The organism is uncultured Bacteroides sp., from assembly GCF_910585845.1.
Classification (GTDB): Bacteria; Bacteroidota; Bacteroidia; order Bacteroidales; family Bacteroidaceae; genus Bacteroides.
On sequence record NZ_CAJUHF010000002.1, the window covers coordinates 46,357 to 61,395 of the forward strand.

Below are 15,039 nucleotides of genomic sequence, written 5' to 3' on the forward strand. Positions count from 1 at the left end.
ATAATGGGAGAAAGGGCATCATAAATGCCCTTTTTTTGTATACTTACCCTTTTGCTGCATAATTACTCTTGAAGTTCCAGTAGCAGATGATGCAATGATACTTCTTTCTTTACCACCCGTTTCTCTTCATCAAGTAAATACATCACCGGCATATCCGGCAGCAAGTAGTGTTCCTCCTTACGTATGCCACCGATATCGAAACCTGTCCGCCACGAGACAGGCAGGTCTTTCAGAGAACTTTTCCACAAATCCCAGTCGTCTCCCACGCAGACGGCAAGCACGGTAAGTTGTCCGCTTTTCATCAGTTGTTGCAGGCGGGAAGCGGTGCGCAGAGCGTTTATGGTTTCCCGGCAGTGCAAACAGTCGGGATCGTAGAACAGCAGAAGTAACCGATGGGCAACCGGAAGGCTGTATAGGGTTTGCTGTTTGCTGTCAGGCGTGAGATAGGTGAAGTCGGCAGCCATTGTTCCGGGACGGTTCTTCAGGGCAGCGGAAAGCAGAAAACGGAAACGCGACTTCTCGGTCTCGTCCAACAGGGAATTGCCGGTGATTTCTTCTAAAAAAGGAATGAAATGTTCTTCGTTCTGCATGGGGGAAGAGGTGGTATAGAGATACTTTTCCGCCAGTTCGGCCAGTAGCAGGTATGCCGCTTTGTCGGTTTCTGCACGTTCCATCAATGATTTTACAGCCTCGGTGCGTGCTTCGGTTTGTGCATGGGGGAAGAGGGAGAGGAAGTTGACGAGGTTTTGCTCCATAAAAGCGGGTTGGCGGCTGCGCAAAGTGTCGGCAAAGTCCATACTATCCCAAAAATGCGACAAAAGGTAGGCGGCACGTTCGTGAGGAGTGCGCAAGGCAGAAGAAATGGTGGGCAAAGGCAGGTCGAGGGAGACGGTATCCGCAGCAGTTACAACCGGATATTGCTGGCTGTCTGCCCAAAGCGGAGCGGGCAAGAACGGAGCCGGCAAGAACGAAAATAACCGCGGCTGAATCGGGGACAGTAGGTTAGGACATGGCCTCATGTTGCCAATCGAGACAAACATGAGGCATATCGAAAGGATTAAAAAAGATCCGCGATTCATATCCACCAAATAATAATCATAATTAATTTCCTATATTATAATAATCATTTTTCTACGCAACGGATGAAGCAGGCGTCTTTTCCGGTTTGTGAAGCACTCACCCCATATGGATAAAAGTCTAAAGTGAAATAGTTGAGGTCCCATCCTATCGCCATATCGTGATCTGTCGGTTCATTGCTATTACCTTTTCTTTGGAGTTTTCCCAACCAATAAATAGCGCCCGGCCTCATATATACATCATAAAGAAGCGGAGAGTCCTTACTACTTATATATGAGGCCGGAAGATATGTATTTCGATAAGACGCATATCTTAACACTCCCTTTCCTTTATTATACATACCACTCTTATCATTATTATCTATATCATCATCTCTTCTATGTCCATATCCGGAAGCTCCTATAGGGAAAAATAAATTTTTTCCATTTTCCTTATTATAGATAAAACATCCTCGCATTCCACGATTAGTATTTCCATAATCATATCCATAAACCTCTGTTACATTATCAAGCGTTTCAGTACTCTCATTCCCATACAGCACTCCGTATCCTTCTGCTAAATTCTCTCCTGCATATAAAGCATAGAAATCCTCATAAGTAGCCACACGGGCATTTGCAACCTTAAGACCGTCAATAGTAGGTTCCTTGACTGCAGTGTCCCAAGGATTAAAGCTATAAAATCCTATATTATCCCACGACATTTCTGCTTTTTTTTCTGTATTATCGGTAGCTATCAATAAACTACTTGCATCATTCTCAAAACTACTCGGTTTTACATTAATCCAAGGAGTATAAGAGTTCTTATTGCTCATTGCATCAATCGGATAGTCCAGCTTATTAAACTTAAACAAGGAACCCTCTTCCAAAGGAGAGTCTGTTTCTTTTCTCTTTGTCCGTAAGTTATAAGCATGCCATTTGGTACCTGTTCCATTGAATAAGTCGTCAGGTGCATCTCCTTGCCGGACAAAAATCAGATGATAACAAGTGTAATTATGATATTCTACCCGTATGATAGCATAACGGTTTTCATCTTTTCCGCATGTACCATTAAACTTTATCTTGAAATCTATGATTGAACCGGTTTCTCCCCTAACCGTATCGCCAGCAGTTTTCGCCTCATTGCCATCACTCAAATGAATAAAATCCTCCGTTCCGCAATACACATACGCTTTCCAAGGACCTTCTGAGGAGAATGTCTGAAATGTTGTTCCATTCTCTTTAGGAAGCCGCTTCAGCTGTACATGGAAATCACTATTGTTATCGGACTTGCGCCAAACCCCTTTAGGATTAACGATACGGCGCACTTGATAAATAACAGGATTTTTCAAATCTTTATCGTCTGCATTTGCTATAGGGTTGCCCTCAAAATCCTTACCGTCTGTTGATATTCTCTTACCATTTGTCAATGTCACTACTATCTTGATCTCCGACCTACGTTGATAGGCTACATACGGATTGTTTCCTGTATAACCTGTGGTTTTTATCAATTGTTTGGCACGAGTGTACATCGGCAATTGGACATGATACACGCTGTCGCCCTCATTTCGGATAAAACATTTACCATCACTAACACCATCTGTAGTTGTTTCATACCCCTTGATTTCATCAGCTTTAGGCAACTCCGCATTTTCAGGTATATATGTACGTTCTCCTCTTTTGTGCTTTTCATAATAGTCTTTGTTCTTATCTGCTTTTACATTCAAATCTTTTGTTTTCCGAAGAGAAAGGAAACCATTCCACTGATTATCATATTGAATGTCCTTTGCTTTACAGTAATCAAAATCCGGATTAGGATTATGCGGAGCCCATCTGTTATCTAAAATTCGTGCTTCTATTTGCTTGATTCCGACACCTGTTCCTCCTGTTCTGATTTTAAGCGGAAGCATCATCGAGTGGTTGTACAAATAAGAAATATAATAAGGATTAGGCACCTCAAGACCGGGATCCGGTTCTTCATAGCTGATGTGCCAGTCTACATCATTGGCATTTTTATTGAACTTCAATGTCAGTTTGTAGTGGTGGTTACGCTCGGCATTGTAGTCGGTAGTGACATTTTTGCCCAACATGAAACGATAAATGATGTCACCGTTACTCACACGCCCCAGAATATTGGAACTGTAGTAAGCTTTCACTTCAATGTATGTGCCATAAGGTTTCTGGTCTTTGTAGAACTTAGCATCAGGGGTGTCATTCAGTCCCGGAGCATCGAGTACTCCGTCCTCGTTTTCGTCCTGACGTTTGTCCTTTCCCTCGCCTTGCATATTTTCGTAGAAATAGAGTGCATTGTTCACTTCGCCATGTGCCCACTCAGCATACTGTGACTTATTTTTTTCGTATTCCACCCTCGACACAGACACACCTTTATTCTCTTGATTAACGTAATAATATGGCTTACCCCTCGTGATACGTGCCGGCCAATGTTCGTCATAAGCTATGTCTTCGCTGACATACGTAATACTTTCGCCATTTTCTATCAGATTTCCGTAATCGTCAATATCATCCCCTGAATCTTTATTGATGGTACTGCTCTTGCCTAAATAGCACTCCGTTGGTATATCCTTGATTGTGACAGATTTGAGATAGATGAAAACATTCTCGTTCAAATCGGATCCATCATACGCAATCGTCACTTTGGAAGCGGCACGACGTATCCAAGCGTGCAAGGATGTTGTTCCTTTGTTGATGGTCAGCAGAGGTGCATCGGAATCTGTTGATGCATCGCCAAAGAATCCGAACATTTGATTATTGGCTTCGACCTTGTCTTTGTTCCACTGGAGGGAAATGCTTTTCAGTCCGCCTACAGTCTGAATGGCTGTTGCAAGATTTGTTTCGCCGATAGCTGCTGCAAGATCCGAATCAGCAGGCGCATCGGAAAGGTCACCCATATTGGCCACAACATAGATATAATAGCGACCATAAGGCACTGTCAGTTTGAAGTCAGCATGAGGAGTTTTTGATTCGGCAGGAGGAAGGTTCTTGTCTTCGCCGCCAATTGATTCGGTTTTGCCATCTGTGCGCTTTTTTTCCGAAAGCACATATTCTCCCTCATTGGGAGTTGTTGTTCCGCCAGTTGCGGGAGTTAGCGGATATTTCTTCACCAGTTTCCCCTGCTCGTCATATAGCAACACACAAAGGCTATTGATACTCTTTATTGCATCTCCCGCCGTGCGCGTAGTTCCGTTCAGCGCAGGAGTAAGGGGCTTGAATTTCACGGTGCCACTGATGACACTTTCCCCTTCACCTATGATTCCGCCACCATACAGCAGGTCGTCCTTACAGGAAGAGACGGTGCCAAGAAGCAATATGCATAAAAATATGTATGTCAAAAAGTTGCGTTTCATATCTTCTGTCATTTTTTCGAGTATGTTTCTATGCTAAAGGAACAGTTGATTCTTTTGTATTTTCTTAGTTTCTCCTAACTTAATCGTTCTTTTTGGGGTCGCCCAGTCCGAATACGGGATCCAACTCCACTGCCCAATAAGGCTCCACATCCACTTCCCAGTTGAGTGTGTAATCATTGAAACCGATATTCACTTTCACGTGCGTGTTGCGGAAAAGGGAAGCAAGATGTTCCAGTCGGGCAGTGTACTTTAGCTTTCTCCACACCACATCGCTGTCTACCGGTTTTTCATCCAGAAATGTTTCTTTTGTATAGACGGTCAGTTCATATTCCTGCAATTTCAAGGAGGGATCAACTGTGCCGCCCTCTTCGGTGCCGGTAGTTGCCAGCGTACGGCTTTCGGGCAGATAGAAGGGTTCCACAGAAACAGGTTTTGCGGCATTGCCTGCTGTTATGGCGGAAAGCGTTACCTTTTCTTTGAAGTTTACGCTGACCAAAGAACCCTCTTCACCGGATTCTCCTTCCGAATCGTCCGTGGCCGGTATGTCATAATCAGTCAGCCATTGATACTTCTCTATATTTTTATCCTCCTCTGTCTTTTCTGCTTCTGCAACCATCCAGTTTATCCAGTCCCATTCCGTTACTTTATGGTTCATTTCCGGTAAAGATATAGCCTGCTTCCGTTTCGAATCTACCACCCAATACCGACCGTCTTCATTCCTGTTCACATGCGGCATCAGATACATCCGTTTATTAACGGCTTTCGTAAGGGAAAATCCGGTTACTTCGATGTTTCGCCTTGAAGAACGGTTGGCGAAACTGAAAGAGAACTTAGTGGCAGCACGTATCACGTAAAGAGGAGTCGGAATAGAAAATTCATCTTTCCCTATATCTTTTCTATTGGGTATCTCGATCTCGTACATGGCCGTCATGGGAATGCCCAAAGCAAGGTCGTATTGGTAACCACCTTCGGCATTGCTCAGGCTGAATACAAAATCATCTATCGGGGCTTTACCGGTTTCCTTGGCGGAAGTGCCGGAGGGAACTTTCGGAATAAAAGAACTGTTGCTAAAGTCGATTTTGACTCCCAGACTGTCTTTCAGCTCGGCGCAATTTGCCAACAAGTAGATTCTTTTCCGGCAACCGGCCCGCACTTTGAAAGTATATTCGTCGGTCAACGGCAACCCGATGTTGGAAGCACCTTTCACCAAGCGGCTGTGCTCTACCACCCATCTCTTGCCGGCAGCGTTGGTATTGCCGCCTTCCCCTTCCGAGACATCTTCTCCTTCCGGAGTGTTTTCTTCTTCCGAGGCATCATTTTCCGAGACAATCACCACAAGCAGCTGGTTGATGCGGGCGTCATCAGGTATTTCGTCCACACGGGTAGAAACGCCTGCCACAGCGGTGTGAAAAGTGAGATATATGCTGTTCTCTTCCTCCTCTTCGTGAAGCAACTCGAAAGATTCGTTGATGCACGAAGCAAACCCCAGCAACAAAACGCACAAAAGGCCAAGTCCGATGATATATCGATGCTGTAATTTCATTTGAGACGCTTTTTTCCTGATTGAAAAACTTGTTTTTAGTTTCCGTTCTCTTATTCTTTGTTCTTGTTCCCGTCTTTACATTTCGATGTCGTTGATTCGCACCACCCAGTCGTTCACTACGATACGCGTCTGCAACCAAATGCCCGCTTGCAGGAAGAAATAGAGTGTCCAGCGACTTTCGCGGTCCAGATACTCCTGGTCTCCCATATCGCTGTAACGGTCGCTTCGCATCAGCAACAGGTAGTTGTTGAGCGGGAAGTCTATCACGGTTTCTGCATCTTCGTGCCGCTTCACAAGCAGACGCGGAGAATTTTTGGTCATCAGCCGCGAGGTGCTGAGCTCGGCATAAGCCACTTCGACGGGACGGGGCACTACTTGATCGGGGCCTACGATAGAGACACCCGTCTGCGCTTGTCCTTTGGCCCAGGGAATGTAGGTAATATCGCCGTTGGGCAACAGGTCATTGTCGTAGTTGAAGAGTGTGTTGTCATCGATGATTTCGAAGTCGAAGTCATCGACTTTGACCGATGTTCCGTCTACATTCTGCAACACGATGCGTATGCTGTTGGTGTTCTTCATCATCTTCACTGTTCCTTCACTGTAGAGGTCGGCAGTGGCAAGGGTGAGTTGTCCCCAAAACATATCATGCAGGTTGCGACGTTCGGGCACGGTTAGGCAGTCGGCATCCATGATGGTGCGCAAGTCTGTCCGCTTGCTGTCCGCCGCAGGTGTTTGCAACAGAGAGAAAGAACTTTTGTCACAGGCCAATCCACCGTATGCCACGAAATGATAATTTCCCTTTTCAAGATCCAGTGTCATCCGATAATCTTCATCCTGCAATTCCTCTCCTGTCACTATCTTTGTGTCTACGTAATTGTCCTTGTCATCGTAGATGTAAAGCGTCAGGCAATCCACCTGCTTAGGGAATGCATTGGCGAACTCCATGTTGTAGTCATAGACGAAACGCAACGATACACCGTGCGGACATGGATCGAGGTCTTCGAATATCCGCTCGCACGAGGACAAGGCAACAGTTGCCAGCATGGCGCCAAGCACCACGCTGACAAACTGTGAAATTATATTCCGCTTTCTGCTTTGCATGTCGGTCGGTTTTCTTAGAATTCGATATTATTTACGCGTACGGTCCAGGGGAGCACTTCAACAGAAAGAGTAATATAAACATCACCTACTTCATCCGGATTGTCAGGATCAACGGGATCCGGATCGTTTTCGGTCACACGCGGATGGCCAAGCTGTTCGATTCTAGTCACCGCAAGTTTATAGACATTATTACGTACTACGGCAAATTCCATCGGACCCATTACGCCATTGTTGTTATTGTCATTATGACGGTTCCAATAATAGTAGTAGCAGAAATATCCTTTGTTATTCTCCGAGTCTTTACTAGACTGATAAAGAGTGAACTCAGCGTCTGTCGCAGCTTTTTTGAATTCTTTGAGTGCATTCTCATTGTTATGGTGTTCAGTATTATACCACTTATTCCACAAATAGTCAGGACTTGTTTCATCATTACTATAAACTGCTGCGACCGCTCCCGCTCCATTTTCATCGGCTTTCTTTTCCGCTACGACCTCCACCGTGTTATTCTTACCAAATACAGTTTCATAGAGAATGTGGTCAGCCTTATTTTCAATAGCGTATGCACGCACTTCGCTCCAACTAACAAACATGTGACTGCCGTATACATATAATATAGGATCTACGTTCGGATCACCAGTAGCTTCATTTATCACTCTCTTCAATTCAGCACTGGCATTTTCAGTTGCTATCATCTTACCCTTGAACACAAGACCTGTAGAAACCCCATTCTTTTGGTTATTGGCTTTAGGAATCGTGTTTTCGGTCACGTAACGCCAGATACGATATTCCTTGTTCTTCCATTCATCTTTAACTCCCTCAATTACCTCAGATATTTCTTGAGTATACCACTGTTCACGCGCCACTTCATCAATGGCCCAAGCTTTGTTTGCATCAGAAGATCCCAAACAGAAATTGAAATTTTTTCCAAACTCAAATGAAGCGAAACTGTCTACCGATTTTTCTGCCGCATCAGTATCTACTACATAATTAGAACCATTTTCTAATCCGCAAAGTTGAGATCCTTCATTCAAACCATTCTCAGATACACGATGCAGGTAATAGAAATGTTTACTCATATTTACCAGTGCCATTTTCTGCAATTCAATCTGAATGGTCGTGACTGTTTTTCCATCTTTTTCTTCTGTCACCACATCATATTTTCGATCTCTTTTTTCACTTCCATCTTTAAAGTCAAAACGAGCAACAGCACGCTCTACTTTGATACTTCCCTCATTATTTATCTCTGTATCAGAACTGGAGGCATTGTTTGTTCCCGACAAATTAAATGCTTTTGAAGGAGAGGTATGCGCATCCCATGTCTTTAGCTCGTGAGGAATTCTTTTGACAATATCCGCACTATTAGCTGTAGACATCAGAAAACCGTCCTTATGAGATGTTCCTCCCCAAGCGTCAGCATCCGAACCAGTCGGACCACCTGCCGGTGTTTCAATTATCTCGGCTACTGCATCCATCCACTTGCTCTTATCCTTATCTCCATTCAAAAGGAAATCTGTCAGACCTTTAGTCGGATTACAGAAAACATATACATTGATCTGATTATCTTCTAATTTACCATCTGCTCCACCTTTTTTCTTATAATAATCGGCTAATACCGTCTTACTAATCTTATGGTTGGATTTGACAGTCGTATTACTTATAACCAAATCCTTAGAATCCAGGCCTAAGGCTATAAGCTCATTAGTTCCCTTATCAGCCAGCACCAACAAAACCCGGTTCACTTTATTTTCATAATCCTTTCCGACTTCAGTCCCATCTGTACTCGTTCCATCAGTGTTGGTCTCACTGCGCGTTCCTGCCCCTGCCACCGGCAATTGCACTTGCACATTCATATACACAGCATCTTCCAAATCAGGATTCGGGGTATTTCCGCCCTCTTCCCATTCATCGCTGCTACATCCGGCAATGAGCCCCATTGCCAAGATTCCCATGAAAAAATTGCTCCAAAATTTCTTTTTCATAGCGTAATCAAATTAAATGTTCTATAATTAAGTTTATTCTATCCGATTAATCTTTCAGTTTTTTTGCCTTATTCCAAACTCTTTCTTACCTCTTCCAACCGTTTCAACATCTCTTTGGCTTTCTCCTGTCCTTTTCGGTCGGCCTCTTTCAGTAATGCCTCGGCCGCCTCGTAATTGCCGGAAAGAGCGGCGTGGATTCCCCGGGCATAAACCGCCTCGGACGTATCACCGGCTTTTTCCAGATATTTTTCTGCCAAAGGCAAGTTGCCTAAACGCATGGCGGTATTGGCAGCATTCAGGTTTGCAGTGGCATCTCCGGGGAACATGCGTACGGCTATCTCAAAAGTTTCGTTATACTCTTCGCTGCCCGGCTCCATGTCTTGTGCCACGAGGTACATTTCCTCCAAACTCAACTTCTGCGGTTGCGTCCGCAACAGACGCTTTATTTCCTCCGGATCAGTGTAGGCACGCACCTCATAACGCACCACGTAGTCGGAGTGGCGCAATCCGGGATAGACTTCACGCAACAGATAGGCATAATCGTCGCGATAAGTCACCTTAATCTTAGTATCTTTGGCATCCGGCTCCATGTCGCTGTCTATCAGGCGCAGGATCTCATCACGATAAGTCAGATGCGAACCTTTCACGAAGCGTCTCAGGCCTTCCCAGTCCTCCGGTTCGTAGTCAGTGATGAACAATGAGTCGGGGAAGTGGTATTGGTTGCGCACGTATTCCTTCAGCGTTGCCGTACGTCCTTTCGCCAAGCGTATATTGTTCGTGTACGAACCTTCGGGCGAAGCATATCCCTTGATGCGAATGGTAAGAATGCGGGTATCGGCATCTTCTTTCACGGCGTCTATAGTAGCGAGGATCTTCTTCAACTCTTGCGGGTTACGACGATATTCGGGATATAGCTCCGTACGGTTTACAGGGAAATCGATGTAAGCCGAACCTTCTATCTGGTTGATTTTCTGTTCAGCCTTCGGGCGTATGTAGACGTATTCGGGGAAGAAAGCCATCGCATTCTTTTCCGGAAGTACGTTCTCCAACAGAGAAACATCGTTCAGGATGGGAGTGCCGCAACATCCGTTGGTGGTATTGGAAACGTTCAGAGCGGCGTTAGTCATCCATTTCTCGTAAGGCACTACCAAGCGGTATTCGATCACATCCTGCTCACCGCTACGGTAGAGTTTGTCGAGTTTCACTGCGGATTTATTGCGCAGATGGTGATAGTAACGGTTCCGTCCTGCCACCATCACTGCCGGCAATTCTATCTGGTGTTCGCCTTTGCTCAGTGTGGGGGCAAACACTACTTCGCGATTGGTGCCGACCTTGAGCGCCGAAACATCAAGATCCAACGAGACAAACAGTTTATCTTCCTGTCTGGACACTGCCAGGTTTCGCACTTCCATCTGCCCGTCCATCAGCGACTGGGCTTTCAGCGTCGGTGCTGCGCATAGAGGCAACAGAGCGCAAATCAATATTTTCGCTATTCGATATCTTGCATCCATAACCGTAAAATTTAAAATGTATAAACCAGATTGATTGCCGCTTTCGTAGGTCCTACGTAGTTGTGTGGTTTATCTTCCGCGACCTTGGTTCCGCAAGTGGCACAAGGATAGACATCGTAGCGGGTATAAACCCACCCGAAGCCAAACAGAGCTTCCAAATTCCAATGTTTATTAAGTATCCACGAATGACCATATACTAATCCAAGCCCTGCAAACCATCCTTGATAGCGATTGTCGGAGAGTCCGGAGAAGTCGGTTCCGAGAAAAGAAAGGTTATTGTCTAAATTCCCTACATTGTACTGCCCGCCAAGCGCATGTGCTCCGACGAAATGTCCTGCCCACCTATCGCAAAACCAATAACGTGCTTCAGGCTGCAACAGCCAGTGTTTCCACTTCCGGTCGTGCGAGAAGGTCCATGCGTTGTAGTTGGCAGACATGTCAAACGTCCACTTATCTGCAATTCCAATCTCAATTCCAGCATTAAGTGTAGCAAATGCATCATATATCAAATTACTTTTCAGTGCCACCTCCTGACATTTGGCACTGACGCTGAAAAGAGCTAAAAACAAAAACGCATAAAGTTTTAAAGTCATCTTTCCCATTATACAAGATTTATTAATACCATTATATATAAGTTCCTCCAACATTGTGGAGAAAGTTTTATCAACCGAATTTATAAATCTCCCCAAAAAGATTTGGGTTAAATACTATATGTTATATATTACTTGCACCAATAAAAACAATGGCAGGTATTCCAAAAACATATATATTCATACAACCACCCATCACTATTTCTTTTTTGATAGCATCGTAATTCCCAATAGCGTCTAAACTTCCCATTTTTTTTACAACAAGTCCTTCAAAAAACCATTTTCAGGATTCATCTCTTCCCAAGAGATGAATTGGGGCTGCAAAAGTATGACAAACAGGGATAATCTCCAAATAGTTACATGCTTTTTTTATTTTTTTGCACGAAAAGGAGGTATCGGTATATCGAACTGCATATCAATTTATAGAGTCGGACTTTTATATTGATATATTGCTTCTGAGCTATTCCACCCCCGTTTTGGGGTAATATACTCCTATCCAATCCATCTCTTGTTTATAGAAAAATTATCTCCTCAGTCCATCTCTTGGGAAGAGATGAACCACTTTCTTATTCTAAATTGAGTTTAGAATCAACCTATTAGCATTGTCTATTATAGACGTATCGAGTGACGTCAGATAAATCAACGTCGTGTTTTCCGAATCATGCCCCATGCCTTCGCTAATGACGGAAAGAGGAATGTTCTTGCTTTTGGCTACGCTTGCCCACGAGTGACGGGCTACGTACATACTCAAGGGAATAGACGTCCTCGATATCTCCCTGATAAATTTCAACTTTCGATTGATCAGATGGAGTGCATTGATGTATTGCTTCCGCTCTTTCGTTCCCTTTTCCCGAATGATCGGAAGCAGATAGGGAGAACACGGCATTACAGGATACTTGTCAAGTATATCCTGCATGTACTTTTCCCATCTCACCCAAAGCAGTTGTCCTGTTTTCTTACGACGATAGGTAATCATTCCGTTTTTCAAATCGTCTTTCTTCAGATAAGCCATGTCGATGAAAGACATTCCGCGGGTGTAGAAACTGAACAGGAACATGTCGCGGGCATAATCCAGTAAAGGTGCGGAAGAAAGATCCATCTGCCTGATGCTACGGATCTCTTTTAAGGAGAGACCGCGACGGGCTGTCTTTCCGATGCCCGTATATACAGATTTAAAAGGATGGTTCTGTGCGGTCAGCCCTTTTTCTACAGCACGGTTGTAGACGGCACGCAAGATTCGATTGTAAAAGGAGATAGTGTTCATGCTCACTCCGGTCTCTTTGAGATAGGCTTCGTAGGAAACCAGCAGATCCGCATCGAACTCTTTCCACAAGACATCCTTGCCCTGGCGGAAACGCATGAAGCTGTTGAGCGTACTGGTGTAGGTCTCGCCGGTACGTACTTTGCCCAGTTCGTACATGCGGCGGATCACTTCTTGCATGAACGGTTGCAGAAAGTCGTTTGAAGAGATACCCGTTCTCACTCTCTTGTCCCTTGTGGCAGGGAGACTGAATTTGTTCTTGATAGATGACATAACTATTTTTATATTAAATGGATTAATAAAAAGACTTGTGCAGCCGGCAATATACTTCTACATACAGGAAATATTGCATTCTTATCACATGCAAAGTAAAGGAAACGGTTCATCCGACATTTGGGGTGGCTAAAGTTCACGTTTGTGTCGCTAAACCTTAGCTTTGTCATGCTAAACCTTAACTTTGTCATGCCAGACCTTAGCTTTAACTCAGATAGAAGTTTGTGTACATGACTACTACAACTACAGACCGTAGTGAATACGCGAAACCGACGTACCGCATACGACAAACCACGGACAGGAATGTAAGCGTCTCCGGGGTTACAGGTAAATAGGTTCACCTTCCACAAGATGTTTCACCATAATCTTCTGTGTATGACACGATTAACAAATAGGTGAAAGATGTGAGGGATGAAATAGGGTATTTATTGGTTCTTCGTCACTTTTGGGGCAGTAAAATATACTAAACACCTTTATCTATAGACTATACCAGCTTATTTAAGGGAATAAAATTAAAGCTATCAAAAGACACATGTTCAATAGGACAAGCATTACCTTGTTAGGCAATAAATTTACTAGCTTTAACACATGAACTGCCCCAAAAGTGACGAAGAACCTATTTATTTTTAATTGTTGTGTTAGTTCGGAGGAATGCATCATACCATAACTAAGAAGTAATGAAAGGCTTCATTACATTACTTGTTATACCCCTTTACATTACTTGTTATGCCCCTTTACATTACTTGTTATGCCTCATTACATTACTTGTTATGAGACAGATGTAATTCAATTTAGAGCCTGTTTGAATTTTCTTCAAAAAGTTTTTTCTTCACAAAATTTAAACAGGTTCTTAATTCCGCCAACAAGTTTTCCTATTGTCAAATTATTATTCTTATATTTGCAACCATTCCCAACGATAACGACATAAGAAATATAATGATGAACTACGACATCCCCACAATGGTTTCGGAAGCAATCGGGCTACTTAAGTCACTGATTGCCATACCGTCACTCAGCCGTAACGAAGAGCAGGCAGCAGACTACCTGCAAAACTATATCGAGCTGCAAGGAATGACAACCGGACGTAAAGGAAACAACATCTGGTGCCTCAGTCCGATGTTCGACTTGAAAAAGCCTACTCTGCTGCTGAACTCGCACATTGACACTGTAAGACCCGTAAACGGATGGCGGAAAGATCCCTTCAATCCGGTGACGGAAAGCAACGGCAAACTATATGGGCTGGGCAGCAACGATGCCGGTGCAAGCGTGGTCAGTCTGCTGCAAGTGTTCCTGCAACTCTGCCGCACCACGCAGAAGTATAACCTGATCTATCTGGCTTCGTGCGAAGAAGAGGTCTCCGGCAAAGGCGGCATCGAATGTGTGTTACCCGAACTCCCTCCCATCAATTTTGCCATCGTGGGCGAACCGACCGAGATGCATCCCGCCATCGCAGAGAAAGGATTGATGGTACTCGACGTCACCGCTTACGGCCGTGCCGGACATGCCGCGCGAAACGAAGGAGACAATGCTATATATAAGGTATTGGAAGACATCGCCTGGTTCCGCGACCATCAGTTCGAGCGAGTCTCCCCGCTATTGGGTCCCGTGAAGATGAGTGTGACGCAAGTCAATGCAGGCACCCAACACAATGTCATCCCCGACCGATGCACCTTTGTCGTAGACATCCGGAGTAACGAATGCTACAGCAATCAAGAGCTTTTTGCGGAAATACAAAAACATATCTCCTGCGAAGCCAAAGCGCGCTCCTTCCGCCTCAGCTCGTCCCACGTAGAGGAGCAGCACCCGATTGTGCAACGCGCCATCGGCATGGGACGCGTCCCCTTCGGCTCTCCTACCCTTTCGGATCAGGCGCTGATGCCTTTCCCCTCGCTAAAGATGGGTCCCGGAAAGAGCAGCCGCTCCCATACGGCAGACGAGTTTATCTTCATCCAAGAGATAGAAGAGGCTATTGCGCTATATCTGCAATTACTGGACGGGGTAGTCCTTCCCGCCTGAACCCCTAAAACAAAACATGAAAACATTACCTGATATGAGAAGAGCCGGAGGTAACGGAATCCGGATATAATGCAGACATCGGAATGAAGCAAGTTATGCAGGGAATCTGCAATTATCGGCCGAGAAGCAAGAGGCAACTCCATTCCTATGCTTTGGGATTCACACTTCCATGCTTTGGGAGTCACGTTCCCATGCTTTGGGATTCACATTCCCAAGCCGTGGAATTGACGTAACCCAATTTAGGTAACCGCAGTATATGGCTGAGGCAGATGATTAGAATGGCTGAAAAGTAGCACCTAAGCAACATTTGTCCGACAAAAAGAAAGGCAACAGACGACAATCCGCCCG

The 15,039-nt window shown here is 44.6% G+C and carries 10 protein-coding genes; 1 reads left to right on the plus strand and 9 read right to left on the minus strand.

Annotated features, from left to right (window positions below):
- Window positions 1-62 precede the first annotated feature (62 nt).
- From QZ323_RS01015 to QZ323_RS01055, 9 genes are all read right to left on the minus strand, one after another.
- Window positions 63-1,019, minus strand: coding sequence for a DUF5106 domain-containing protein (locus QZ323_RS01015; RefSeq protein ID WP_294632070.1), 957 nt, complete (start codon window positions 1,017-1,019; stop codon window positions 63-65).
- A gap of 104 nt (window positions 1,020-1,123) precedes the next feature.
- Window positions 1,124-4,417: a hypothetical protein gene (locus tag QZ323_RS01020; protein ID WP_294632072.1), complete on the minus strand. Its 3,294-nt coding sequence runs from the start codon at window positions 4,415-4,417 to the stop codon at window positions 1,124-1,126.
- A 79-nt stretch (window positions 4,418-4,496) separates the two neighbouring features.
- A complete protein-coding gene (locus QZ323_RS01025) occupies window positions 4,497-5,960 on the minus strand; it encodes a hypothetical protein (RefSeq protein ID WP_294632074.1) in 1,464 nt (487 codons plus the stop codon).
- Window positions 5,961-6,035: 75 nt separating this feature from the next.
- Entirely contained in the window at window positions 6,036-7,061 is a 1,026-nt protein-coding gene (locus QZ323_RS01030) for a FimB/Mfa2 family fimbrial subunit (RefSeq protein WP_294632076.1), read from the minus strand.
- 14 nt (window positions 7,062-7,075) lie between these two features.
- The gene (locus QZ323_RS01035) at window positions 7,076-9,040 is read right to left on the minus strand and encodes an Mfa1 family fimbria major subunit (RefSeq protein WP_294632078.1); all 1,965 of its coding nucleotides are present in this window, start codon (window positions 9,038-9,040) and stop codon (window positions 7,076-7,078) included.
- A 68-nt stretch (window positions 9,041-9,108) separates the two neighbouring features.
- Window positions 9,109-10,551 (minus strand): DUF3868 domain-containing protein, encoded by a 1,443-nt coding sequence (locus tag QZ323_RS01040; RefSeq protein WP_294632080.1) that lies wholly within the window; start codon window positions 10,549-10,551, stop codon window positions 9,109-9,111.
- 11 nt (window positions 10,552-10,562) lie between these two features.
- Window positions 10,563-11,144, minus strand: coding sequence for a DUF3575 domain-containing protein (locus tag QZ323_RS01045; RefSeq protein ID WP_294632189.1), 582 nt, complete (start codon window positions 11,142-11,144; stop codon window positions 10,563-10,565).
- A gap of 121 nt (window positions 11,145-11,265) precedes the next feature.
- Window positions 11,266-11,391, minus strand: coding sequence for a hypothetical protein (locus QZ323_RS01050; RefSeq protein WP_294632082.1), 126 nt, complete (start codon window positions 11,389-11,391; stop codon window positions 11,266-11,268).
- 321 nt (window positions 11,392-11,712) lie between these two features.
- On the minus strand, window positions 11,713-12,675 hold the full coding sequence (locus tag QZ323_RS01055) for a site-specific integrase (protein WP_294632083.1): 963 nt from the start codon (window positions 12,673-12,675) through the stop codon (window positions 11,713-11,715).
- Window positions 12,676-13,614: 939 nt separating this feature from the next.
- On the opposite strand from QZ323_RS01055, the gene QZ323_RS01060 reads away from it, so the two are divergent.
- Window positions 13,615-14,691, plus strand: coding sequence for a M20 family metallo-hydrolase (locus QZ323_RS01060; protein ID WP_294632190.1), 1,077 nt, complete (start codon window positions 13,615-13,617; stop codon window positions 14,689-14,691).
- Window positions 14,692-15,039 lie beyond the last annotated feature (348 nt).

What these genes read in the sequence shown, in the direction of transcription:
- QZ323_RS01015 (WP_294632070.1), bottom strand. Translation starts at nt 1,019, where the DNA reads ATGAGGCCATGTCCTAACCTACTGTCCCCGATTCAGCCGCGGTTATTT.
- QZ323_RS01050 (WP_294632082.1), bottom strand. Translation starts at nt 11,391, where the DNA reads ATGGGAAGTTTAGACGCTATTGGGAATTACGATGCTATCAAAAAAGAA.
- QZ323_RS01025 (WP_294632074.1), bottom strand. Translation starts at nt 5,960, where the DNA reads ATGAAATTACAGCATCGATATATCATCGGACTTGGCCTTTTGTGCGTT.
- QZ323_RS01040 (WP_294632080.1), bottom strand. Translation starts at nt 10,551, where the DNA reads ATGGATGCAAGATATCGAATAGCGAAAATATTGATTTGCGCTCTGTTG.
- QZ323_RS01020 (WP_294632072.1), bottom strand. Translation starts at nt 4,417, where the DNA reads ATGAAACGCAACTTTTTGACATACATATTTTTATGCATATTGCTTCTT.
- QZ323_RS01030 (WP_294632076.1), bottom strand. Translation starts at nt 7,061, where the DNA reads ATGCAAAGCAGAAAGCGGAATATAATTTCACAGTTTGTCAGCGTGGTG.
- QZ323_RS01045 (WP_294632189.1), bottom strand. Translation starts at nt 11,144, where the DNA reads ATGACTTTAAAACTTTATGCGTTTTTGTTTTTAGCTCTTTTCAGCGTC.
- QZ323_RS01035 (WP_294632078.1), bottom strand. Translation starts at nt 9,040, where the DNA reads ATGAAAAAGAAATTTTGGAGCAATTTTTTCATGGGAATCTTGGCAATG.
- QZ323_RS01055 (WP_294632083.1), bottom strand. Translation starts at nt 12,675, where the DNA reads ATGTCATCTATCAAGAACAAATTCAGTCTCCCTGCCACAAGGGACAAG.
- QZ323_RS01060 (WP_294632190.1), top strand. Translation starts at nt 13,615, where the DNA reads ATGAACTACGACATCCCCACAATGGTTTCGGAAGCAATCGGGCTACTT.